We start from the raw sequence: 23,802 nt of genomic DNA on the forward strand, positions 1-23,802 counted from the left end.
GGCACTACAGGAATCGTGATCACCCGGCGCGGTACAATGACCGCGTGCCAAGACATCGCTCCACTTCCTTCCCCGGCCCCGATCTGCTGAGCGTCGATCGGGAACATCTGCGCCCGCTGGCCGAGCGCATGCGCCCGCGCACCCTCGACGAAATGGTCGGGCAGAAGCGCCTGCTGGCGCCGGACAGCGCGCTCCGCCGCGCGGTCGAATCCGGTCGCGTGCACTCGATGATCCTGTGGGGGCCGCCGGGCTGCGGCAAGACCACGCTGGCGCTGTTGCTGGCCGAATATTCCGATGCCGAATTCCGCGCCATCTCCGCCGTACTGTCCGGTCTGCCGGAAGTGCGCCAGGTGCTGGCCGAAGCCGCGCAGCGCTTCGCCGAAGGCCGGCGCACCGTGTTGTTCGTCGATGAGGTGCACCGCTTCAACAAGGCGCAGCAGGATGCGTTCCTGCCGCACATCGAACGCGGCACCATCCTGTTCGTCGGCGCCACCACCGAAAACCCGTCCTTCGAGCTGAACTCGGCGCTGCTGTCGCGGTGCCGCGTGCACGTGCTCGAAGGCGTTTCGCCGACCGACATCGTCGAGGCGCTGGAGCGTGCGCTGGGTGATCGCGAGCGCGGCCTGGGCGAAGAGGGCATCGAGGTCGCGCCCGAACTGCTGCTGGAAATCGCCACCGCCGCCGATGGTGACGTGCGCCGTGCACTGACTCTGCTGGAGATCGCCGCCGAGCTGGCAGGCGGCGAGGGTGGCCGCATCACCCCGCAGACCTTGACCCAGGTGCTGGCCGATCGCACCCGCCGCTTCGACAAAGGGGGCGAGCAGTTCTACGACCAGATCTCGGCGCTGCACAAGTCGGTACGCAGCTCCAACCCGGATGCCGCGCTGTACTGGCTGACCGGCATGCTCGATGGTGGCTGCGATCCCTCCTATCTGGCGCGTCGGCTGACCCGCATGGCGATCGAGGACATCGGCCTGGCCGATCCGCGCGCGCAGAGCATGGCGCTGGAAGCCTGGGACATCTATGAGCGGCTGGGCAGCCCGGAAGGCGAGCTCGCCTTCGCCCAGCTGGTGCTGTACCTGGCCAGCACCGCCAAGTCGAATGCCGGCTATGCGGCCTTCAACCAGGCCAAGGCCGACGTGCGCGAGAGCGGTACCGAAGAGGTGCCGCTGCACCTGCGCAATGCGCCGACCAAGCTGATGAAGGAGCTCGGCTACGGCGCCGAGTACCAGTACGACCATGACGCCGAAGGCGGCATCGCGCTGGACCAGACCGGCTTCCCGGATGCGATGGGCGAGCGGGTGTACTACAACCCGGTGCCGCGCGGCCTGGAGATCAAGCTGAAGGAAAAGCTGGATCGGCTGCGCGCGGAGCGTGAGGCAGCTCGGGCAGCAAAGGGTCGCTGACCCCGCTTGTGTAGCGTCGAGTCATGCTCGACTTCGCTCTTGGCCGGGTTGTTGGCACATTCGGTAAGGCAGTCGAGCATGGCTCGACTCTACAGTGGCAACATTGTTCCCGGCGCGTGCATTTGGCACACTGCGCGGCTACTTTTTCAAGGATCGATGCCGTGCAGGAAATGATTCTGCCGTTGAAGCGCTATGCCCAGTTCGAGGGCCGCGCCAACCGCCGCGAATACTGGATGTACCAGCTGTTCCTGTTCCTGGTCGCAACGGCAGTGATGCTGCTGGCCGGCGTGCTGGCGATCCTCCTGCGCAACAGTGCCGATGCACTGGCCGCCATCCTGATCGGCATGGTGGTGCTGCTGTGTGTGATGTGGCTGGTCACGATCGTGCCGCTGATCGCGGTGACCGTACGCCGCCTGCATGATTGCAACCAGTCGGGCTGGCTGTTCCTGCTGGCGCTGGTGCCAGGCGGCGGAATCGTGATCATGATCTTCTCGCTGCTGCCGGGCACGCCGCAGGAGAACGCATACGGTCCGGTGCCTGCGGGGCCGTGATGCTGCATGAGTCGAGCATGGCTCGACTCAGCAGGGCGGGTAAATGAAGCCGGCATTTTGCCGGCTTCGTGTTTACTTGACGGCGCAATCGCCGAAGGACAGGTAGTCCGTGCCCGAGCTGAACTGCAGCGTGCAGCTGGCGGTGAAGAGGGCGCCTTCTTCCAGGGCGCCCAGCTTGGCGGCCTGCTGGTCGTCAGAGGTGGTCAATCGGGCCAGAACATTGCCCTGGTCATCGCCGGCCTCAATGAGCGGTTCGCCAGCCAGGTTGCTGGAAACGCCGAGCGCCACAGCGGTGAAGGTCACCGTCTGGTTGAGCTCTTCCATGCTCAGGGTCGAATTGCCGGCCTCTTCATAGGCCTGGTAGAGCGTAGGCAGATCCTGCGCGGCGTGCGCGGCCAACGGCGCAAGCAGGCCGAGGGTAAGGGCGATCAGTGCGGTGTGCTTCAAGGGGGTCTCACATTCATGGGATCCAATCCCATGGCGGTTGTGCGCAGATGAACGCGACCCGGATGGCGGCAAGTGCCCGCCGTCCATGGCTGCGCTGGAAGCGGGGCGATCCAATGCCCCGGTGCGCGGAAAATAGGGGAAGTGCCGCCTCCTGTGCAACCGGGCATGCGCGCGCGTGATACACAGCGTGACGTTCGATCGATGTGATAATCATTCGCGTTTAAGGTAGACTGCGGTCCCTTGTGAACCGGCGGCCGCGGGCCGCTCCTGCCGTCGCCGATGAAGCATTTCGTCCTGCCCTCGCACCGTGGTCCGCTGGCCCGCGGACTGGCCGCCTTGATGATGGGTCTGCTCCTGGCCACCCCGTACGCCCATGCGCAGCAGCGCAATCCGCTGCAGAAGATTGGCCACACCGTGCTCGACGAGCCGGCGGCCAGCTATCGCTTCGAGCATTTCGTGGTGGACAGCCCGGACCAGCAGCGCCGTTGGCGGGTGAACCTGGCAATCCCGGCCAAGGCGGGCAAGACGCCCTCCCCAGTGCTGTACGCGCTGGACGGGAACGCCGTCGCCATGGTCCTGGACCAGCCGCTGCTGGCCGAACTGGCCGCGCGCAAGGCGCCACCGGTGCTGGTGCTGATCGGCTACGACAACGACCTGCGCATCGACTCCAAGGCGCGCACCCGCGACTACACCGCATGGATCGATCGCGCCGACGACGAAAGCGGTACGACCCAGGCGGTCGGCGGTGGTGCGGCGGCCTTCCTGGATGTGATCGAACGTCGCATCAAGCCGGAAGTCGAGCGCCGCGCACGCATCGATGCGCAGCAGCAAGCGCTGTGGGGCCACTCGCTGGGTGGGTTGTTCGTGCTCAATGCGCTGTACACCCGTCCCGCCGCCTTCCAGTCCTATCTGGCGGCCAGTCCCTCGCTGTGGTGGAGCCAGGGCGCGGCGCTGGGTGATCCGGAACAGCAGTTCGTGCAGAACGTGCATGGCCAGCCGGCAAAGCTCTGGTTGATGCTGGGCGGTGCCGAGCGTGTTGGCGATCGTGGCAAGCGTGACATGAACAATCCGCGCGTGGTCGCGCATCTGCGCCGCATCGGTGGCGCCACGCCGGATGCGGCGATGCAGTTGTCAGAACGGTTGGCCAAGGTGCCGGGCATGAGCGTGCAGTACCGTGAGTTCGACGGCCTCGGCCACGGCCCGATGCTGCCCGCGTCGTTCCATGCCGCGCTGCATGAACTGTACGGCGTGACCGACCGCAGTACCGGTGACGGTGCGCCCAACGGCGGTGACAACGCCGCCGAATGAATCCCTTCGCACGCGATGCCGTGCGACCCCACTACCCAGGCGAGGCTGCCGGCGTGCAGCGGCCCAGGCAACCGATGAATCCCGCGCCACGTGGCGCGGCCTACGTGTGCAAGGAGCCTTCCATGTCGTTCCGTCCGTCTCTCCGTCTTACCTCTCTCGCCGCCGGCCTGTTGCTGGCGGTGACCGCCACCGCGCAGCCGGTGTTCGATCAGCCGGCCAACGCCACCTTCAAGGGTGAGGTTGTCTCGCGCGGTGAGAATGTGGTTCCCGGCAGCACTGCCGACGTGGTCGGTCGTGGCTTCGTGCCGGGCCAGAAGGTCAGCCTGCTGCGTGGCGACAGCGTGCTCAACACGCAGCCGGTGGTGGTCGATGCCGATGGCAACTTCAAGACCCAGCTGAGCATTCCGGCCGACGCGGTGCCGGGTACCCACCCGGTGGTGGTGCGCGCCAGCCAGCCTGCAGCGGCGACGGTACTGAAGCTGCGTGTCTCGCCGCAGCTGCCGCTGTCCGGCCAGGCGCAGTTCGTTACCCAGTCCAACAAGCTGGTGCCGGGCCTGTACCAGTCCGCCTACAGCGCCGCCAGCAACGCGGTGTTCGTGACCTCGGCCGTGGGCCGCCCGCCGGTGACCCAGTCGCAGCTGCTGAAGCTGGACCCGAAGTCGCTGAAGGTGACCAAGGCGATCACCCCGGCGCAGGTGCCGGGCAGCACCAACGGTGCGGTGTACGCGGTCTATGGCGTGGGCGTGGATGACACCAACGGCAATGTCTGGGTGACCAATACCCGCCAGAACTCGATTGCGGTCTATCGCCAGAAGGACCTGTCGCTGGTCCACCAGTTCCCGGTCGATGCCGTGCCGCATGCGCGCGACGTGGTGGTCGACGGCACCCACGGCAAGGTGTTCGCTTCGGCCACCGGCGAGGACCACCTGTCGGTGTTCGATGCCAAGACCCTCAAGGAGCTGCCGGCAGTGACGCTGGAATCCGGTGTGGACGACGGCAAGTTCACCCCGATGAGCCTGGTGCTGGACGAGAAGGGCGGCAAGCTGTTCACCGTCAGCATCGGCACCCCGGAAGCGGCGGTGATCGATGTGGCCAGTGGCAAGGTCGACAAGATCATCGACCTGGGCAATTCGATCAGTGCCTCCGGCGTGGCCTTCGATGCGGCGCGCAACCGCCTGTACGTGGCCTCGCAGGGCACCGACAACCTGCTGATCGTCGATGTGGCAGCCGGCAAGGTGCTGCACGATGTGCCGGTCGGCGCCGGTGCGCTGAACGTCGCCTTCGATGATGCCTCCGGCCTGGCCTATGTCAGCAACCGCGGCGCCGGCACCGTCACCGTGGTGAATGGTGACGGCAAGGTGGTCGCCAACCTCGACGGCGGCACGCTGCCGAACCATGTCCGTGCCGATGGCAAGGGCAACGTGTTCGCGGTGAACAAGTCGCGCGGTGCAGAAGACCCGAAGGGTGACCGCATCACCCGCATCACCCCGAAGCAGTAAGTCACAGGGCAGGGCGGCGTGCGCGTCGCCCTGCCAGCAAGGAGAATGTCCATGAACATCGCGTCCCGTCTGCGCCTGTGCGCGCTTCCGTTGGCTGTTTCGCTGGCGCTGTCTGCCTGCAGTGGTTCGTCGACGCCGCCGGATGGCCAGAAGGCCGCCGAGCCGCCCGCCGCAACGGCCGCTGCGGAAACCGCGTTGCCGGCAGGCTGGCAGCGCGTGGCCGGTGCCGAGATGCCGGCGGTGCATGACCAGAAGGCGGTGCTGCCGGCCAAGGTGCATTCCGACGATGGCGCCGACGTCGAAGTGGCCGACACCAGCCGCATCATTGCCGGCGGTGACGATGTCATCGCGGTGATCGAGGCGCTGGGGCTGGGCAAGCAGGTGTTCGCTGCGCCGACCAACACCACCACCCAGGCCGGCCTGGCCGCACCGCACCAGTTCCTGTTCAACCGCACCACGGGCGTGGAAGGCGTGCTGAGCCTGAAGGGCTCGCTGTTCCTCGGCAACAGCCTGCGTCGGCATACCGAGCTGGCAAAGAAGCTGCGCGAAGTGGGTGAGCCGGCGGTAGTCATCGATGACCTGCAGCCGGCACCGGACAAGGTGCGCAAGGTCGCCGCCGCACTAGGGCTGGCCGAGGCAGGGCAGGCGATTGCCACGCAGGTGCAGCGTCAGCTCGACGAGGCTGCAGCGATTGGCAAGGGGCTGGGCCATGCGCCACGAGTGATCCACGTCTCGGCAACAGGTGCCGGTGGCTCACCGACCGTTGCGGGTGCCGACAGCGCGTCGGCGCAGCTGATTGCATTGGCTGGTGGCGTCAACATCGGCACCGAAGCGGGGGTGAAGAACTACTCGCAGCTGAGCAATGAAGGCGTGGTCGCCGCGGCGCCGGAGGTGATCCTGGTGACCGAGCACGACCTGCAGCTGTTCGGCGGTGCCGAAGGCCTGTGGAAGGCGTACCCGACGCTGAAGCAGACCCCGGCCGGGCAGGCCAACCGGGTCTGGGTGATGCCGGATGTGCAGCTGAAGTACACCAGTGTGGGCTCCGGTGCTGGCGCGCTGGCGCTGGCCAAGGCCCTGGCGGCGTTGCCGAAGGCATGAGTCCGGCGGATCGGCGCCGCCGTCGCGGGCGGACGATGTTGCTGGTGGCGTTGCTGGCACTGCTGGGGGCGGTGCTGGCGTCGTTCGCCGTGGGTCCGTTGCGGTTGCCGCCGCTGGAGGTGATGCAGGCGCTGGCGGTGAAGCTGGGCCTGCTCGATCCGCAGGCGGTCAGCAGCCGTGATCTGGCCGTGGTCTGGCAGCTGCGCATTCCGCGTGCGCTGTTGGGCGCGATGGTGGGTGCGTCGCTGGCGATGGCCGGTGCCAGCCTGCAGGGCCTGTTCGGCAACCCTCTGGCTGATCCGGGCATCGTGGGTGTGAGCCAAGGTGCCGCGCTGGGTGCGGTGGCCGCGATCGTGCTGGGCGCTGCCGGTGCCGCCGGCTGGCTGGTGCCGGTGGCCGCATTTGCCGGCGGTGCGCTGGCGATCGGCCTGACGTATGCATTGGCCCGGCCGGGCAAGGGCACCGGTAACGCCACGCTGCTGCTGGTGGGCATTGCGATGGCGGCGTTCTGCTCGGCGCTGATCGGGTTCCTCACTTACATTGCCAGCGAAAGCGAACTGCAGTCGCTGGTGTTCTGGCAGATGGGCTCGCTGGCGCGTGCCAACTGGGCCGATGTGGCGGCGGTGGTGCCGTTGTTTGCGATTGGCGTGTTTGCGCTGCAGCGACTGGCCACGCCGCTGGACATGCTGGCGCTGGGCGAGCGCCAGGCACAGCACCTTGGGCTGGACGTTACCCGCACGCGTCGCCGACTGGTGGCGTTCAGTGCGCTGCTGGTGGGTGCGGCCGTCGCCTTTGCCGGCTCGATCAGCTTCGTTGGCCTGGTGGTGCCGCACGTGGCACGCCTGCTGGTCGGCCCCGGGCATCGCTGGCTGCTGCCGTTGTCCGGACTGCTCGGTGCGCTGCTGATCGTGGTGGCCGATACCGCCGCCCGCACGCTGGATCCACCGGCGGAGATTCCGCTGGGCCTGTTCTCGGCTGCGCTTGGCGCGCCGTTCTTCCTCTGGCTGGTGCTGCAGCAGCGCCGCAAGGCGGCACCATGAGCGCGCTGCTGAAGCTGCATGAGGTGGTGGTGCGCCGCCAGCAGCGCGAGATCCTGCACGGCATTTCGCTGGCGTTCGAGCCGGGCACGGTGACCGCCCTGGTTGGCCCGAATGGCGCGGGCAAATCCACGCTGTTGGCGGTGGCTGCCGGTGACCTGCGTGCCGACGTGGGTGAGGTGAGCCTGCTGGGGAAGCCCTTGGCCAGCTACAAAGCGGGGCCGCTGGCGCGCGAGCGCGCGGTGATGCCGCAGGAGCACGGCGTGCGTTTCGCCTTCAGCGTGGAGGAAGTGGTGGCGATGGGGCGGTTGCCGCATCCGCCGGATCCGCGTGTGGACGACGCGCAGGTGGAAGCTGCAATCGATGCCGCCGAACTGCAGGCCCTGCGCCTGCGCGAGGTGCAGCAGCTCTCCGGTGGCGAGTCCGCCCGCACCACGTTCGCGCGGGTGCTGGCGCAGGATACGCCGTTGCTGCTGCTGGATGAGCCGACCGCTGCGCTGGATCTGCGCCATCAGGAGCGCACGCTGCGCAGTGTGCGTGCCTGTGCCGAAGCGGGCGCCTGTGTGATTGTGGTACTGCACGATCTGAACCTGGCGGCCGGCTATGCCGATCGCATCGTGTTGCTGGAGCAGGGCAGGGTAGCTGCCGATGGCACGCCGCTGCAGGTGCTGACCGAGGACAACCTGCAGCGGGTCTACCAGCAGGATGTGGTGGTGCTGGAGCATCCACGCCGCGGAGTGCCGCTGGTGGTGGTGACCTGAGCGAAGGCTCGCCAGGTTGCTCCGGGTATCATGGTTGCTTCGTTTTCTTCAATGGACTGATGCCATGTTCCGTACCGTTACGCGCAGCGTGCTGCTTGCTGCGATGATTGCTTCGGTGTGCGCTGCCAATGCAGTTTCGACCTCCCAGGTTTCGCTGACCAGCGCGGCCGAGAACGCTTCGCTGATCGAGACGCGGCATTCCAGTGGCGATGGTGCTGCTGTGACGTCGATGAAGACGAAGTACTTCGCCAACGAGGAAATGTCGGTGAGTTGGGACGACCAGCAGGTGCTGGTGCTGTGCAGTGAAGCGGCGTACCTGCAGATTCCTGCCGCCAAGCTGAAGTCCGGAGCGTTGACCCCCGAGCAGCGGCAGATGATCGTCTATCAAGCGCTGATGTCAGGCCTGGGGGCTGTTGCGGGCGTGGTCGGGCCGGCAGGCGAGGTGGTGGCCGTGGCTGATGACGGTAGCGAGACCCGCAGCGTTGGCGAAAACAGGTGGGCATATGGCGTCGAGCGCTACGACGTGATCACCCAGCGGCTGCCGGACGGTGCACTCCGGGTCCGAACCCGCAAGACGGAAACCGTGAATACCACGCCGCCGGCGGGACCGGACGACATGTTCAGCACCGAGGACGACCAGGCGGCACGCCTGTCCGAGCTGGCGCCGGTGGGCAGCTGGACCGAAGTCGTGGTCCGTGGCGGCGCACGCCAGCCGCATGTCGATCCATCGATGTCGCTGAAGGGCTGGATCTCGATGGGCGATGACCAGGCTGCGACGGTGGCCGAGGCGCGGAAGCTGCACGGCTGCAAGTAAGGCAGACAGGGCGTCGGATCCCTTTGCCGTTGGCAAAGGGATCCGGCCCCAATGCTGGCCGGCCTCATCGTTCCATTTTTGCATTCAATATTCACTTGCGCGCCAGATTGGCAGGTCTAGAATGCGCCCCATGAACCGGATGCCGCTCCTGAAGTTTTTCACCCTGACCCGCGCAAGCGCGGAACGGGCGTGTCTGCCTGGAGCCCCACGAGGCCGTTGAGACGGCCATCGCTGGACCTTCGACAGAGCGCCCTCCGGGGCGCTCTTTTCGTTTCTGATTTCCCGCAAGTCGACTGACAGTCGACACGACCCAGTACCGCCAAGGAGAACGTGCCATGCACCAGATCGCCGAGACCGAACGCTAGCCGCGTGCCCTGTCGCCAACCGGGGTGCGCGGCCCCTGGAGTTGGCTTTGCAGGAATCCCTTTATGAACACCCAAGTCCTTTCCCGCCGTCGCAACCTCGGCATCATTGCCCACATCGACGCCGGCAAGACCACGTTGACCGAACGCCTGCTGTGGAAAAGCGGCGAGATCCATCGTGTCGGCGAAGTACACGACGGCAACGCGACCACCGACTTCTCGGCGATCGAGCGCGAGCGTGGCATCACCATCGGCGCGGCCGCCGTGCAGGCGCAGTGGGCGCCGCGTGACCTGCCGCCGCATCGGCTGACCCTGATCGATACGCCCGGGCACATCGACTTCGCCATCGAAGTCGAACGTTCACTGCGCGTGCTCGACGGTGCCGTGGCCGTGTTCTCGGCCGTGGACGGCGTGCAGCCGCAGTCCGAGACGGTGTGGCGCCAGGCGCGCCGCCATCGCGTGCCGCTGATCGCCTTCGTCAACAAGATGGACCGCGTCGGCGCTTCGTTCGAGCGCGTGCTGGAGCAGCTGCAGGACAAGCTGCGGGCGCGGCCGTGGGCACTGGGCGTGCCGTTGGGCAGCGAAAGCGGATTCAACGGCTGGGTCGATCTGGTCGACGAGCGTGTACTGCAGTGGCGCGATGGTGCGGCGACGGTCATCACCCCGTGGGACGACGCGGCGCGCGCGCAGTGGCAGGCTCAGCGCGATGCGCTGGTCGAAGCCGTGGCCGATCACGATGAACAACTGGCCGATGCCTGGCTGGAAGGGCGCGTGATCGATGCCGAGCAGCTGCGCGCGGCGATCCGTCGGGCGACGCTGGCGGGTGCGGGCGTACCTGTGCTGGCCGGTGCTGCGTTCAAGGACAAGGGCATCGAGACGCTGCTGGATGCAGTGGTCGATTACCTGCCGTCGCCGCTGGATCGCCCTGCCGTCAGCGCTGAAAGCGATGAAGGCGAGGTGGTGCTGCCGCCGGATCCGGATGGCCCGCTGGCAGGCCTGCTGTTCAAGATCACTCATCAGCAGCACGGTGCGCTGAGCTTCGTGCGGATGTACTCGGGTACCTTGAAGGTGGGCGACGCGGTGGCCAGTTCGCAGCATCCGCAGGGGCGGCGCGTCAGCCGCCTGGTGCGGGTGCAGGCCGACCAGACCCATGACATCGAACAGGCCGTGGCCGGTGACATCGTCGCGGTACTGGGCTGGAAGGATGCGGTCAGTGGTGAAACGCTGAGCGGCCGTGCACAGCCGCTGTGCCTGGAGAACATCCAGGCACAGGCGCCGGTACTGGCCTGGCGGCTGGAGCCTGCGCGTGCGGCCGACCTGATCCGGATGGCGCAGGGGCTGGCCAGCCTGGCCCAGGAAGATCCCTCGTTCCGCGTCGAAACCGACCGCGACACGGCGGAGACCCTGGTCTGGGGCATGGGCGAGCTGCACCTGGAGGTGATGGTCGAGCGCCTGCGTAGCGAGTGGAAGGTCGATGTCGGCGTGGGTGCGCCGCGCGTGGCCTACCAGGAGACACCGATGCGCGCGATGTCCGGCGTGGTCGGGCGGCTGGTCAAGCAGACCGGCGGCCAGGGCCAGTTCGCGCACGTGGTGCTGGACGTGGCGCCGCGCGAGGACGACCAGGTGGTGTTCAATGACCGCATCGTCGGTGGCGTGGTGCCGCGCAGCTTCATCGCAGCGGTGGAGAAGGGCGTGCGTGCCGCGCTGTCGGAGGGGCCGCAGGGGCATCCGGTGGTCGGTATCGAGGTCAGTCTTGTCGATGGCCAGACCCATGCCAAGGACTCTTCGGAGATGGCGTTCCATCGCGCAGGTGCCGAGGCGATCAAGGCGGCGCTGGCCGAGGGTGGCACGCAGCTGCTGGAGCCGGTGATGGCGGTGACGGTGCATTCGCCGTCGGCGTCGGTGGGTGACGTTGTTGGCGACCTCAACCGCCGCCACGGGCGCATCACCCGCATCGACGACCAGGAAGGTCGCGCCGAGGTCAGTGGCTTTGCGCCGCTGGCGCAGCTGGTGGGTTACACCACCTCGCTGCGTTCGCTAAGCCAGGGACGGGCGAGTAGTGAGGCGCACCTGCACGGCTACGAGCCGGTGCGGGTTGCATGAGGAAGGGTGGGGAGCCCGTGCGCGGGCTCCCCTTTTTTGTGTTCGGGGCGCGCATCCACGCATGGCGTGGATCTACCGGGCGATCGGGTCGCGAGCTCTGCAGTAGATCCACGCCATGCGTGGATGAAACCGCATCGACACCGGGATAATTGCACTGCATCGCAACAAAACTGCAGAAAAAGCTGGATTAAAGTGATGCCTCACGATAAATTGCGCACCCCCCGTTGCTCGCCGCCGCCCGCACCCCTCTCATGCGTGATGACAAAGACCCCGGAACCCTGGAGCTGACCCTGCCGCGAAAGCGCGGTCGTCCGCCCAAGTTCGGGTACGCCATGAGTGATGCGCAGCGGGCCGCACGCTATCGTGCGCGCCGGGCGGGGCAGGCCAACCACGCCGATGTGCGCTCCTGCTCGGACATGGTGCTGCTGGACAAGATCCGCGCGGCGGTCAGCGCCCGCGACACCGAACTGGCCGGTTTCCTGGTCCATGTGCTCTGGCAGCGGTACCCCCTGCAGCTGAAATAGGCCGTCGATGGGGTGGCCGTTGTCATCGAGCTTGTTGATAATGCGGGATTCAGGTTGTTCCCGCTGGCGCGCCCGGGATGGCAGGCGCGCATGATCGAACGGTTCCCAAGATGACCACCACCAGCGACACCACCACCGAAGCGGCGCCGAGCAACGCCCCCCTGTTCTACACCCGTCCGGTGCCGCTGCAGGCCGATGTGCACGCCGACCTGCGCATCCTGCCGGGCAGGCTCGAGTTTGCCGCGGGCAACAACGCCATTCCGCTCGTGCTCGGCGAGTTCTCGCTGGCGCTGCACCACTTCCCGATCCTCTTCGCTGGCCCGACCGCGGTGCCGATGGCTGCCGTTGGCGTGTCCGACCAGAACCTGTTCATCAAGGACGGCCTGTGGGAAGACGAGGCCTATATCCCGGCCTACCTGCGTCGCCACCCCTTCATCTTCATCGACACCGGCTCGGACAATGATTTCCTGCTGGGCATCGACGAAGAGAGCTCGCGCTTGGTCAAGGGCGGGGACGAAGGCCAGCCGCTGTTCGTCGACGGCAAGGCCACCGAGATGGTGCAGCAGGCGCTGGAGTTCTGTGGCCAGTTCACCCGTGAGCACGAACAGACCCAGGCCTTCTCCAAGGCCCTGATCGACAACGGCCTGCTGGTCGAGCGCAATGCCACCGTGCGTACCCCGGATGGCCGCGAGTTCAACCTCAATGGCTTCCAGGTCGTCGACGTCGAGAAGTTCGTGGCGCTGCCGGAAGCGACCGTGATCGAGTGGCATCGCAGTGGCTGGCTGGCGCTGATCCACCAGCACCTGATGTCGCTGGGTCGCTTCAACGACCTGACCCGTCGCCAGGTTGAGCGTCTGGCGGCCTGATCAGGCCCTGGGCATGGCTTCCGCAGTGCGGGAGCCATGCCATTGCTGAAGGACCCGCAACAGGCGTCGCGCATCGACCCAGTCGGGCGTGGCGTCGCGACCCAGTGCCCACAGGTCGGCCGCCGTGTCCGCCTCTGCGGCAGCCCCGTACATCTGCAGGGCCCCCTGTAGGCGATGCGCGTGATGGCATAGGTCAGTGGCGCTGGCCTCATCCATGGCCCGTTCGATCCGCACCAGTTCGTGGCCGATGTCCGTGATGTAGGCAGGGTCACAGGCAGCTGTGCCCGTTGTGATGGCCTGTCCGGTCACCGGCAGCTCCAGCGCCCGCAGCAGCGACTCAAGCTGTAAAGGCTTGGCCAGGGTGGCGTCGAACCCTGCTTTCCGGCAGCGCGCCACATGCCGACGATCACGGCGTGCCGACAGCGCGATCAGTCGCAGAGGGTTGCGCGCCTGCCTGCGCAGCTGCATGGCCAGTGCATAGCCATCCATATCCCCGAGCCCGATGTCGAGCAGGGCTACGCTGCGCGGCCTCACAGCCTGCTCGGCAAGCGCGCTGGTGGCGTCGCCAAAGGCGTGCACATCGGCACCCGCGCGGCGCAGCTGCTCGCTGATGACCCGGCGATTGAGTGCATTGTCTTCCACCAGCAGCAGCTCAAGCCCGCCCAGCGGCGTTCCGACCTCGGCGGCGGCTGACACGGTCCCGGCCCTGGCGGCGCGTATCGGCAGGCGAAGGGAGAAGCGACTGCCGCGCCCGGGGACGCTGTGCACTGACAGGTTGCCGCCCATCGCGCGGCCAAGCTCATGCGCGATCATCAGTCCCAGTCCGCTGCCTCCGCGCGTCCTGCCGTCTTCGCCCTGCTGGAATGGCTGGAACAGCACGGCAAGTTGTTCGGCAGCGATGCCGATACCGCTGTCGATCACATCCAGCATGAGTTCACGAGGATCGTTGTCGGGCGTCAGTTGAAGGCGCAGTTCGATACCCCCGACATCGGTGAATTTGAGTGCGTTTCCCAGCAGGTTGTCGATGATCTGGCGCAGCCCTTCCGGGTCGATGGCGACAATGGGGCAGGGCTCGGGAAGACAATCGAAGCGAAGCGCCAGCCCGCGCTGCCGAGCCTGGGGGCGAATCGCATCCAGCGATTGGCGGCAGAGTCGTGCGATGTCGCAGGGTCGTGCGCTCGGCTTGAAGGTGCCGCTGGCCAGGCGTGAGAATTCCAGCGAGCGATTGAGCAGGCTGCGCAGCGAGGAGCCCGCGGCATGTGCGGCCGCCAGCACTTCGCGCTGCCCCTTGGGTGACGACGGCTGGCTGAGCAGGTCGATCGAGGCCAGTACCGTCTGAGCCGAATTGCGCACTTCGTGGCTGAACATGCCAATCGCGCGGGCACGAGCGCGGCCTTCACCACGCAGGCGCCTGTGCCAGGCATGCCACAGGAACGGGGTAACTGCCAATGCGGCAGCCAGGGCCGGCAGCCACAGCGGGGGAAGCTGGCGCATCCAGTCCAGGGCGTGGTCGACCGAGGGGGGCGCCGCCTGTCGGGCCCACAGCTGCAGCAGGCTGGCATGTTCTTCCAGCGTAATGTCGTGCAATGCCCGCTCGATGCGCTCCAGCAGCTGGCGATCTTCGTGGTGCGCAAGCAGGTGCAGGTCGGTTGAGAAATCACTGTCGAACGACTGCAGGTGCAGGTGCCCGGCGAAATGCCGGCGGATCAGCGGGCGCAGCGTGGCTTCCAGGCCGATTGCCAGATCGGCGGTACCGTTCTCGACGGCTGCCAGTGTGGCGTGACGATCGGCCAGGTGCAGCAGGCGGAGGTGTGGATGGCGCGCCGCCAGCCATCCCGCATACGGTCCTCCTTCGACCACGGCCAGGACTCGATGATCGAGCTCCGTGATGTCGCGCGGCAGGCGTTCGCCGCTGCGCCCGGAGAGCATCGTCTTGCCGCCGCGGAACGTTCTGGATGCCACCAGCCCGGGGCAGGAGGGTGGCAGGTGGGTGCCGATCACCAGTACCAGATCCGCTTCCCGCCTGCAGACGGCAGCCACTGATGCACCGGTGCTGGCATGCGGGTGTTCCTGGAACTGCAGTTGCGAACGCCGTGCAACCAGATTGGCGTAGCCGTGGGCCAGGCTTGGCAACGTGGTGCCGTCAGCGAGTGCGGCGGGTAGCGGGTTCAGCGATGGCGCGGTCGCCACCCGCACTTCGCGTCCCGGCTCCCATCCAGGCGACGATGCATCCTCGGCCGACGCGGCAGGCAGCAGGATGAGCGCCAGCAGCAGGAGGGGGGATGTGCACAGTCGATCGCGCATCTTCAAGGTGATTCCAGCTGCTGCCGCATGGCGTAGATCTCGGCATCGTTGCGCAGCCTGAGCTTGCGCAAAGCCGCAACCTTCTGCGTGCTGACAGTCTTGATGCTGCGATGACGCCGGAGCGCGATCTCCGAAACAGTCAGGCCGGCCAGCAGAAGCTCCAGTACTTCGCGCTCGTTGCGGCTGAGTTCTTCGCAGTCTCCCGGCAGGGTGCAGTCGGGTGGCAGTCGCGGAAGCCCCTGCGATACCCGCACGATCGCGTCCGACAGCATCGACAGTGGTTCGGTCTTGCTCACCACGCCACTGATGCCGGTGGCGATGAGCTGGTTGATGTGGGTCAAGGGTGACAGGGTCGCAAAAGCGAGCAGGGGGACGCGTGGAAAGTGCTCGCGCAGCAGCGGGGTCAGCTCGGCCGCGCTGCGATCGTCGCGGGCCAGGGTCAGATCGATGATCGCGACATCCACCCGCATCTGCTGGAGGCTGTCGATGAGTTCTTCGCTGCGGGCATGGCTGGCGACAATATGGAAGCGGACGTCGCGGGAGAGATGCAGGGCAGTGCCGCGACGGACGACCTCATGGTCGTCCAGGAGTGCCAGTTGCAGCGGGCGCGGGGCAGGAAGTCCATTCATGCGCAGGGAGGTGATCGGCGCCCGTGGGGCGTGATGATCATTCTGGCGCTGCTGTCGCGGCGAACATCGAAATTGCCTGATTTTTGCGATTATTCCTAAGAGTCGATGCGCTGCATCCATCGATTCGGGGCTATCCATTGGCGGGATGGATTGCAAAGCCGGAAACAGACCATTTCCGCATGCGTGATGGGCGTCTGGCGAGAATGTCACCGGGAACCATCAGGGGCGGCGCAGCACCGATCCGCAACGCCCGGGATCGGTTTCAGGGCGTTCGACCCCCAGCGCGCAGGCTGCGCGCCATCTCGCTGGTTCCGGCCCAGCCAAGGTCGGCATAAAGTGGCTTGCCCTGCGCGGTGGCATGCAGGACTGCGTAGGAGGCGCCACGTTCGGCGAAGGCGTCGTCTGCCAGGGCCATCAGCTTCCGGGCGATGCCCCGGCGGCGGTACTCCGGATCCACGTACACGTTCAGGACGTAGCCGCGGCAGTCCTGTTCCGGATGGGCAGGGTGGGGTGGCCAGTCGATCAGCATCAGTCCAATGCCGGCGATGGTTCTGCCGTGGTCTGCAAGGACATGGCCGAAGTACTCGCCAGAGGCCAGGCGCGGTGCCAGCCAGGCACGGAAAGGAGCCGCCATCGCCCGCAGGATCTCCTCGGCGCGCCCACTCTCGCGGAACATGGCTTCGCGGTGGGCGCAGATCGAATCCAGGTCGCTCGCACGGATCTGCCGCACTTCAAGCCCGTTCCATGCCGCTTCTGCGTGGCTGCCCATCGTGCTGATCCCCGGCTCAGGCCTGTCCGGCAATTCTGGCATCCTCTGCCGGGTGATGCATGACGCAGGACGCAACCGGATCGTTGTTGCGACGCACTACCGGATGGATTGCGGCACGCGCCGCAGTCGGCGGATGTCGTAGCCCATTTCGGCGATGCGCTGCACGGCTTTCTGGTAGTCGCCGTCGGACACCTGCGGCGTACGTGCCATGTACCAGACATAGTCGCGCTTGCTGCGCGCCACGATGGTCTGGCGGTAGTCATCATCCCGCCAGGCGATGATGTACTCGGCCTGGATCGGCCAGATGAACTGCATGCCCCATACCGCGCCATGGCCTTCCTCTTCGACATGGCCGATGGGGTGCATCGACCTCTGCGGGGCATCGAATCTGCCCTTGCGATAGGTGAAGGTGGTCTGGATGCGCCCGTCGGGCTTCAAGGCATAGCTTTCCACTGCATCGTAGGCATCGCGTTCGGGCCAGGACGGGATATGGGCGATCACGTACCAGTCGCCCATGAAGCGTGGCACATCCACCGAAGGCGCATGCGGAAGTGGCCGGGTGTCGCTGGAGGAGCAGCCTGAGCCGAACAGGCCGACCGCGATCAGCGGAAGCAGCGGGAACACGCGCATGTCACACCTCAGCGGGGACGGAACAGGTAGTGGGCCACCAGCCATTGCTGGCCGCCGTCGTAGCCGAACAGTTCGGCGCATGCCATCCAGAACATCCGCCAGCGCTGCCACCAGATCCGCGCGGCCACCGGCCCATAGGTTGCCGACAGCACCGGCATCACCCGATCGCGTGCTGCGTCCTGATTGGCCAGCCAATGCTCGGCAGTGCGCTGGTAGTGGCGGCCATCCAGCAACCAGCGCTGATCGAGGCGCAGGTCGCGCTGGAAATGCAGCAGGGTATCGGCCGCCGGCATCAGGCCGCCGGTGAAGAAGTGGCGGCCCATCCAGTTGTCGCCGCCCTCGGTTTCGAAAGGGTACATCAACGTGCGATGGGCGAAGATGTGCACGAACAACGCACCGTCCGGCTTCAGCCACTGCGCGATGCGCGCCAGCAGGCGCTCGTAGTTGCGCACGTGCTCGAACATCTCGACCGAAACGCAGCGATCAAACTGCGCCGAGGGCAACTCCAGCTGGTTCACGTCACGGGTGAGCACCTGCACGTTGTGCAGCCCGCGGGCCTGGCACTGCGCCATGATGTGCTGGCGCTGGCTGTGCGAGTTGGACACGGCAGTGATCGCTGCGTGCGGATAGCGCTCGGCCATCCACAGCGTCAGCGAGCCCCAGCCGCAGCCCAGTTCGAGAATGTGCTGTCCATCGGCCAGGCCTGCGCGCTGGCCGTACAGTTCCAGCATTGCTTCTTCAGCCTGGTCCAGCGTTTCGTGACCGGTGGGGTAATAGCAGCTGCTGTACTTCAACCGCTTGCCGAGGCAGGCCTGGAAGAACGCCGCGGGCACTTCGTAATGCTGGCGATTGGCTGCATCGGTATGCAGGGCGAGCGGGCTGTCGGCCAGCTCGGCGATGCGGCGGCCGAAACGCGCGGACTGCGCTTCAATACCACCTTCCGATTCTTCCTGCAGGCGCTGCGCGCACAGTCGCCGGATGCCGGCACGCAATGCGGCATCCGGCAGCAGGCCACGTTCGGCCCAGGCAGTCAGCCCGGTTTCTGCTTCCTCGGCCGGATTCAGTGACGGTATCGCGTTCATGCGGAATGCTCCTTGGAAGGGCGGGGGAACCAGGGGAAGAACATCGGCGTGCTGCGCTGGTAGTCACGGTAGTCGTCGCCGCGGCTGCGCAGAGCCTGCTTTTCGGTGAACGGGATGCCGCTGAGATAGCGCAGGAATACATACATCAGCACGGGGCCGAGCCAGGCCAGCCACCACAGTGGGGAGCCGATCGCCAACAGCACGTAGGTGAACCAGTGCAGCCATTCGAAGAAGTAGTTGGGGTGCCGGGAGTACCGCCAGAAGCCATCTCGGCAGGTGCGACCCTTGTTCGCCGGGTTGGCGCGGAACCGGGCCAGCTGGTGGTCGGCCAGCGCCTCGCCGCCCACGCTCAGCAGCCAGACGAGCACGGCGGCCAGCAGCCAGCGCGTCATGCCAGCGGTTGGGTTGGCGGCGACCGCGACGAAGGGCAGGGCGAACAGCACCACCAGCAGTGCCTGCGCCATGAAGAACCCGAAGATCTTTCCCTGGTGTCCCTGCCAGTGGTCACGAAGGTAGCGATAGCGCCCGTCCTCTTCCTCGTGCCGGACGCGATGCCATAGATGAAGGGCCAGGCGACCGCCCCACAGGCCACCGAGTACAGCCAGCGCCACCCGTGGCGCCACCGCGCCATCGCCCAGCAACGCCAGCAGCAGCGCGGCCGCGGCCACGCCTTTGGCCCAGAGCACATCCACAACACCGATGTTGTGCTGGCGGCGCTGCCAGGCCCAGCCCCAACTCATCACCAGCGCCGCATACAGCAGCACCCAGAGCAGGTTGATCATGATGACGCTCCGGCGAGAGGTGGCTGCGCTGTAGTGCGCGGGCGGGCGGCGCGGCACATCAGGGAAAGTGCAATGGCCCAGCCTGCACCCAGTACCAGGACGCCCTGCCACAGCGGGCTGTTGAACTGCACCGCACCGAATCCACGCGCGGCCGACAGGTAGGCCAATGGCGCCAGCAGCAGGCCGAACAGGGGCGGCAAGGCAGGATGGCGCTGCAGGAAGCGCATCGAGGTGGTCAGGGTCATTGCGAACGCAGCCCACAAGGCCATGATCCAGGGCGGCGGCACCCACCCCAGCGGGGCAGCGGCGTAGCGCACGGTGCCGCTGGCGGCAGCACTGGCATCGACCAGCCAGGCACAGGCAAGCGCCAGCGCCAGCAGCCGCAGGTCCAGTCGCGGATGCGCCGAGGTCAGGAACTGGCTGCCGATGTAGAGCGAAGCAGCCAGCAACGCGGGCCATTGCCAGCCGCGCCCGGCGCCGGCGACGGCGCACAGCCAGACCAGCTGGTTGCCAAGCAGGTTGGCCCAGAACCGCCGCATTTCAGTTGCCCTCACCATGCGGGGCCGCAGGCCGATGGCCCGGGCGTGCCAGCAGCAGGTGCGAGACCCCGATTGAGCGCTCCAGGAAGCCGCCTTCGCAGTAGGCCAGGTAGAAGTCCCACAGGCGGCAGAAGCGCGCATCGAACCCCTGCGCCTGCACCGCAGGCAGCTGCGCGAGGAAACGCTGGCGCCAGGCGCGCAGGGTCAGCGCGTAGGAATGGCCGAAATCCTGCTGGGCGATCAGCTGCAGGTCGCTGGACCGCGTCTTGGCCGCCATGATGGCGTTGACGGAGGGGATGAAGCTGCCGGGGAACACATAACGCTTGATGTAGTCGACGCTGCGACGTGCCTGCTCATAGCGATGGTCTTCGATGGTGATGGCCTGCAACAAGGCGACACCATCGGGCTTCAGCAGCCGCTGCAGCGTGGCCATGTAGGTGTCCAGGTACTCGGCGCCGATGGCTTCGATCATCTCGATCGACACCAGCTTGTCGAACTGGCCCTGCAGATCCCGATAGTCCTGCATCAGCAGGGTGACCTGGCCCTGCAGGCCGGCCGCCCGTACGCGCTCGGCGGCCAGCGCATGCTGTTCGGCGGAGATGGTGGTGGTGGTGACGTGGCAACCGTAGTGCTGCGCCGCGTGCACCGCGAAGCCACCCCAGCCAGTCCCGATTTCCACCACGCGATCACCGGGCTTGAGTTGCAGCTGCTGGCAGATGCGGTCCAGCTTGCGCCGCGAGGCGGACTCCAGCGAGTCGGAGTCGCTGGCGAACAACGCCGACGAGTACATCAGGTCCGGTGACAGGAACAGGGCGAAGAAATCGTTGCCCAGGTCGTAGTGGGCGGCGATGTTGCGCCGGCTGCCCTCGCGGCTGTTGCGGCGCAGCCGGTTCCAGCCGCGCAGCAGCCACCCACCCACCTGGGCCGGGCCGCGCTCCATGCCGTCCAGCAGGTCGCGGTTGCGGACCAGCAGCTGTATCAGCGCGACCAGATCATCACAGCGCCAGTCGCCCTGGATGTAGCTCTCGCCAGCGCCGACGCTGCCCTGCGCAGCGACCTTCCGGTAGAACGACGGGTCGTCGATGGTCACCGTCACCTGCAGCCCGGCGTGGGCGTTGCCCAGCCGGACCTCGCCAAGGGCATCGCGCACGCACAGGTGGCCGTCGCGCAGGGGGGCAAGCTGCGCCAGCAGGCGGCGGCGCAGGAAGGCATCCAGCGCGCCGGGGCGCGGCAGGGTAACCGAAGGTGTCATCGAGTTCATCGCGGTTTCCCGGCAAGGGTGGGGTGGTCGTGTACGGGGTTGCGCTTCAGCCACAAGCGCAGTGCGTGCCAGTGGATGGCGGCCACCACCTGGGTGGTCATCAGTGGGTAGCAGGCGAGTACCCGCGCCAGCCCGCTGCCATCCAGCGGTCGGCGTTGCAGCGACTGGGTGGCATCGAACTGGCGGATGCCGTCGCGCCAGACCTGCATGTGCACGCGCAGGTGCTCATCGGGGCTGCTGAAGCGCCAGTCGTAACGGCAGTCCATCGGCATGAACGGCGAGACGTGGAAGCGCTTGTCGAACTGCCAACGCAGTGACGCGCCTTCGTGGACGGCCGTAGCGACCGGCAGCACGTAGGCGTGCCGCTCCTTCCAGGGTGTATTGGTGATCTCGGCCACGATGCAGTCCAGCGTGCTGCCGTCGGCCTGGTAGCAGTAGTAGAAGCTGACCGGGTTGAACACATGCCCGGCAAAGCGAAGATGGGTGAGCAGCCGCACCGGACCCGAGGGTCGATGACCGAGCGTCTTCGCGGCATGGTCGCGCACGGCATCGGCCAACGGCTGTGCGGGATCGCCGAAATAGTCGCTGCGCCGGAACTCGGCAAGGTTGCGGCGATTGACCGACCACAGCCAGCGCCCGGCAAACACGGTCTCCAGTTCATCAAGGTCGAGCAGCAGCTGCGCAACCGGGTAACGGAACGCATGCGGGTGCGGATGATGCCGGCGATGCATCACCTGCCCGAAGTAAAGCGCGCTGGCGCTCATGCCGCCACCTCGGACGCTACCGATGCCTCGCGATGCGGTGCGCGGGCCTCCAGCGCATCCACCACGCGGCGGGCGCTGCGGATGCCATCCTCATGGAAGCCCCAGCCCCAGTAGGCCCCTGCGAACCAGGTGTGGCGATGGCCCTGCAGCTCCGCCCAGCGCTGTTGTGCGCGCACAGCGGCGTGGTCGTGCACCGGGTGCGCATAGTGCAGCGTTCGCAGCACCCTGGCCGGGTCGATGGCATCGCTGCGGTTGAGGGTGACTACCAGCGGCGTGCTGCCGGGCAGGCCCTGCAGCAGGTTCATGCAGTAGCTGACCGTGCAGGGTGCTGCTGGATCCTGCGGCACATGCGCGTTCCAGGCCGCCCAGGCCTTGCGGTTGCGCGGCAGCAAGGATGCATCCGTGTGCAGTACCGCCTCGTTGGATTGGTAGCGGATTGCGCCGAGGATGTCGCGCTCGGGGGCATCGGCATCGGTCAGCAGGGCCAGCGCCTGGTCGCTGTGGCACGCCAGGATCACCTCGTCGAAGGTCTCCAAGCCAGCGGCGCTGTGCACGCGCACGCCCCAGGGCATGCGCTCGACGGCCGTGACCGGGCATTGCAGCCGCTCATGCACCCTCCAGTGGCGGCGCAGTGCATCCACATAGCGGGCCGATCCACCCGTGACTACGCGCCAGTCCGGGCGACCGGTCATCTGCAGCATCTGGTGGTTGGCCATGAACTGCGCCAGGTAGCGGGCCGGAAATTCTCGCACCGTGGCCGCAGGAGACGACCACAACGCCGACGCCATCGGCAGCAGGTGCTCTTCCATGAACGCCTCGCCATAGCGCCGGCTGTGCAGGTACTCGCCCAGCGTCGGGCCTTCTTCCTCGGCCAACAACAGCGGGGCATCCCGATAGAAGCGACGCAGGTCGGCCAGCATGCCCCAGAAACGCGGTGACACCAGGTTGCGTCGCTGGCAGAACAGGCCATCCAGCGAGGTGGCGTTGTATTCCACGCCACTGCGCTCGCTGTGCATCGAGAAGCTCATCGTGGTCTGCTGCGACGCCACGCCCAGCTCATCGAACAATGCCGTCAGCAGCGGGTAGTGCAGGGGATTGAAGACGATGAAGCCGGTGTCCACGGCCATGCGTGTGCCTTCCACCTGCACCTCGTGGGTGTGGGTGTGGCCGCCAAGATAGTCGTTGGCTTCGAACAGCGTGACGTCGTGCTGGCCATCCAGCCACCAGGCACTGGCCAGCCCCGCGATACCCGATCCGATGACCGCGATGCGCATGTCAGTACCTCGCCTTGGCCAGTACCCACTCGGGGATGGGCTTGAGCCCCTTGACCAGCCCCAGCGCCGCCATCGCGCGCAGCCCATACCAGGTCAGGTCGACTTCCCACCAGCGGAAGCCCTGGCGGACGGTGCCAGGAAAGAAGTGGTGGTTGTTGTGCCAACCCTCGCCGAAGGTCAGCAGGGCCAGCCAGAGGTTGTTGCGGCTGTCGTCGCGGGTCTCGAAGCGGCGACGGCCGAAGCGATGCGCCAGCGAATTGATGGTGACGGTGGCATGGAACAGCACGATGGTGGAAATGAAGAAGCCCCACACCAGCAGCTGCGGGCCAGTGGTGTGCAGGCCCGGCGCCCAGCGCTCCAGCCCGGCACCCAGCGCGTACAGTGCCGCGGCCAGCAGGACCGGCACGGCCGTATCAAAGCGGTCCAGCCAGCGCAGCTCCGGGAAGCGCGCCAGGTCCGGCACCCGCGACAGGTCGGTGGCGAAGGCTTCGCGGGTCAGGAACCACCCCATGTGGCTGCGCCAGAAGCCGCCTTCGCGCGGCGAGTGCGGGTCCAGTGGCTGGTCGGCGTGGCGGTGATGGTGGCGATGATGGGCGGCCCACCACAGTGGCCCGCGCTGCACGCTGGATGCGCCGATCACCGCGAATACGAACTGCACGGGACGAGATGCCTGGAAGGTGCGGTGCGAGAAGTAGCGGTGGTAGAACGCGGTGATGGCGAACATGCGCACCGCATAAAGCGCCGCGGCTACGATGACTGCCGTCCACGAGACACCGACCCAGATCACCGCGATGCAGGCCAGGTGCATCAGTGCGAACGGCACGGCGCGCAGCCAGTCGATTCGCCCAGGCCGCTCGCCAGTGGCTTCCGTGGCATTGCCGGTATCGAACCAGCGCTGCAGCGTGCGCAGCAGGCGCCAGCGTCGACGGGGAAGGGGCGCTACAGAGGCCATGGCGGATCTCGGCGGGTGTCGTGTCTTCCTGTACGCAGCA

Annotated in this window: 23 protein-coding genes; 11 read left to right on the forward strand and 12 right to left on the reverse strand. The window is 66.8% G+C overall.

Annotated elements, in window-relative coordinates; genetic code table 11:
- Positions 1-128 precede the first annotated feature (128 nt).
- Together AC5P57_RS15505 and AC5P57_RS15510 are read left to right on the forward strand one after the other, a co-directional pair.
- The gene (locus tag AC5P57_RS15505) at positions 129-1,406 is read left to right on the forward strand and encodes a replication-associated recombination protein A (RefSeq protein WP_495219683.1); all 1,278 of its coding nucleotides are present in this window, start codon (positions 129-131) and stop codon (positions 1,404-1,406) included.
- A gap of 161 nt (positions 1,407-1,567) precedes the next feature.
- Complete coding sequence (locus AC5P57_RS15510; protein ID WP_262235191.1) at positions 1,568-1,957, forward strand: DUF805 domain-containing protein; 390 nt, start codon at positions 1,568-1,570, stop codon at positions 1,955-1,957.
- A 72-nt stretch (positions 1,958-2,029) separates the two neighbouring features.
- Here AC5P57_RS15510 and AC5P57_RS15515 read toward each other — a convergent pair whose 3' ends face one another.
- Complete coding sequence (locus AC5P57_RS15515) at positions 2,030-2,404, reverse strand: hypothetical protein (RefSeq protein ID WP_099552248.1); 375 nt, start codon at positions 2,402-2,404, stop codon at positions 2,030-2,032.
- 279 nt (positions 2,405-2,683) lie between these two features.
- Here AC5P57_RS15515 and AC5P57_RS15520 point away from each other — a divergent pair, with 279 nt between their 5' ends.
- The 9 genes from AC5P57_RS15520 to AC5P57_RS15560 all read left to right on the forward strand — a co-directional run bounded on the left by AC5P57_RS15520 (position 2,684) and on the right by AC5P57_RS15560 (position 12,776).
- The gene (locus tag AC5P57_RS15520; protein ID WP_099552247.1) at positions 2,684-3,712 is read left to right on the forward strand and encodes an alpha/beta hydrolase; all 1,029 of its coding nucleotides are present in this window, start codon (positions 2,684-2,686) and stop codon (positions 3,710-3,712) included.
- A gap of 122 nt (positions 3,713-3,834) precedes the next feature.
- Positions 3,835-5,211: a YncE family protein gene (locus tag AC5P57_RS15525; RefSeq protein WP_262235151.1), complete on the forward strand. Its 1,377-nt coding sequence runs from the start codon at positions 3,835-3,837 to the stop codon at positions 5,209-5,211.
- 51 nt (positions 5,212-5,262) lie between these two features.
- Positions 5,263-6,309: a heme/hemin ABC transporter substrate-binding protein gene (locus AC5P57_RS15530; RefSeq protein ID WP_142805941.1), complete on the forward strand. Its 1,047-nt coding sequence runs from the start codon at positions 5,263-5,265 to the stop codon at positions 6,307-6,309.
- Complete coding sequence (locus AC5P57_RS15535) at positions 6,306-7,349, forward strand: FecCD family ABC transporter permease (protein WP_014037165.1); 1,044 nt, start codon at positions 6,306-6,308, stop codon at positions 7,347-7,349. Before AC5P57_RS15530 ends, AC5P57_RS15535 begins: the two co-directional genes overlap by 4 nt.
- On the forward strand, positions 7,346-8,107 hold the full coding sequence (locus AC5P57_RS15540; protein WP_262235150.1) for a heme ABC transporter ATP-binding protein: 762 nt from the start codon (positions 7,346-7,348) through the stop codon (positions 8,105-8,107). Before AC5P57_RS15535 ends, AC5P57_RS15540 begins: the two co-directional genes overlap by 4 nt.
- Before the next feature lie 64 nt (positions 8,108-8,171).
- On the forward strand, positions 8,172-8,921 hold the full coding sequence (locus tag AC5P57_RS15545) for a hypothetical protein (RefSeq protein WP_495219657.1): 750 nt from the start codon (positions 8,172-8,174) through the stop codon (positions 8,919-8,921).
- Positions 8,922-9,349: 428 nt separating this feature from the next.
- Complete coding sequence (gene fusA, locus AC5P57_RS15550) at positions 9,350-11,386, forward strand: elongation factor G (RefSeq protein ID WP_262235148.1); 2,037 nt, start codon at positions 9,350-9,352, stop codon at positions 11,384-11,386.
- A 251-nt stretch (positions 11,387-11,637) separates the two neighbouring features.
- Positions 11,638-11,910 carry a hypothetical protein gene (locus AC5P57_RS15555; protein WP_005409616.1) on the forward strand — a complete coding sequence of 91 codons (273 nt, stop codon included), beginning with the start codon at positions 11,638-11,640 and terminating at the stop codon, positions 11,908-11,910.
- 110 nt (positions 11,911-12,020) lie between these two features.
- The gene (locus tag AC5P57_RS15560; RefSeq protein ID WP_099552240.1) at positions 12,021-12,776 is read left to right on the forward strand and encodes a SapC family protein; all 756 of its coding nucleotides are present in this window, start codon (positions 12,021-12,023) and stop codon (positions 12,774-12,776) included.
- Here AC5P57_RS15560 and AC5P57_RS15565 read toward each other — a convergent pair whose 3' ends face one another.
- The 11 genes from AC5P57_RS15565 to AC5P57_RS15615 form a co-directional block, all read right to left on the reverse strand.
- The gene (locus AC5P57_RS15565) at positions 12,777-15,080 is read right to left on the reverse strand and encodes an ATP-binding protein (RefSeq protein WP_495219658.1); all 2,304 of its coding nucleotides are present in this window, start codon (positions 15,078-15,080) and stop codon (positions 12,777-12,779) included.
- A 2-nt stretch (positions 15,081-15,082) separates the two neighbouring features.
- Complete coding sequence (locus AC5P57_RS15570) at positions 15,083-15,847, reverse strand: response regulator (RefSeq protein ID WP_239503724.1); 765 nt, start codon at positions 15,845-15,847, stop codon at positions 15,083-15,085.
- A 124-nt stretch (positions 15,848-15,971) separates the two neighbouring features.
- Entirely contained in the window at positions 15,972-16,478 is a 507-nt protein-coding gene (locus AC5P57_RS15575) for a GNAT family N-acetyltransferase (RefSeq protein WP_262235145.1), read from the reverse strand.
- 96 nt (positions 16,479-16,574) lie between these two features.
- Positions 16,575-17,108 (reverse strand): lipocalin family protein, encoded by a 534-nt coding sequence (locus AC5P57_RS15580; protein ID WP_099552236.1) that lies wholly within the window; start codon positions 17,106-17,108, stop codon positions 16,575-16,577.
- 8 nt (positions 17,109-17,116) lie between these two features.
- Positions 17,117-18,190, reverse strand: coding sequence for an SAM-dependent methyltransferase (locus tag AC5P57_RS15585; RefSeq protein WP_142805948.1), 1,074 nt, complete (start codon positions 18,188-18,190; stop codon positions 17,117-17,119).
- Complete coding sequence (locus AC5P57_RS15590; protein WP_262235144.1) at positions 18,187-18,972, reverse strand: DUF1295 domain-containing protein; 786 nt, start codon at positions 18,970-18,972, stop codon at positions 18,187-18,189. The genes AC5P57_RS15585 and AC5P57_RS15590 overlap by 4 nt, the downstream gene beginning before the upstream one ends.
- Positions 18,969-19,511 carry a DUF2878 domain-containing protein gene (locus AC5P57_RS15595; RefSeq protein WP_262235143.1) on the reverse strand — a complete coding sequence of 181 codons (543 nt, stop codon included), beginning with the start codon at positions 19,509-19,511 and terminating at the stop codon, positions 18,969-18,971. The genes AC5P57_RS15590 and AC5P57_RS15595 overlap by 4 nt, the downstream gene beginning before the upstream one ends.
- Before the next feature lies 1 nt (position 19,512).
- Positions 19,513-20,772 (reverse strand): SAM-dependent methyltransferase, encoded by a 1,260-nt coding sequence (locus tag AC5P57_RS15600; RefSeq protein ID WP_262235142.1) that lies wholly within the window; start codon positions 20,770-20,772, stop codon positions 19,513-19,515.
- Positions 20,769-21,536 carry a DUF1365 domain-containing protein gene (locus tag AC5P57_RS15605; RefSeq protein WP_099552231.1) on the reverse strand — a complete coding sequence of 256 codons (768 nt, stop codon included), beginning with the start codon at positions 21,534-21,536 and terminating at the stop codon, positions 20,769-20,771. Before AC5P57_RS15605 ends, AC5P57_RS15600 begins: the two co-directional genes overlap by 4 nt.
- Positions 21,533-22,810 (reverse strand): NAD(P)/FAD-dependent oxidoreductase, encoded by a 1,278-nt coding sequence (locus AC5P57_RS15610; protein ID WP_262235141.1) that lies wholly within the window; start codon positions 22,808-22,810, stop codon positions 21,533-21,535. The genes AC5P57_RS15605 and AC5P57_RS15610 overlap by 4 nt, the downstream gene beginning before the upstream one ends.
- 1 nt (position 22,811) lies before the next feature.
- Entirely contained in the window at positions 22,812-23,762 is a 951-nt protein-coding gene (locus AC5P57_RS15615) for an acyl-CoA desaturase (RefSeq protein ID WP_099552229.1), read from the reverse strand.
- Between the last annotated feature and the right edge of the window lie 40 nt (positions 23,763-23,802).

The organism is Stenotrophomonas sp. YJH_SMC_79 (assembly GCF_059367995.1).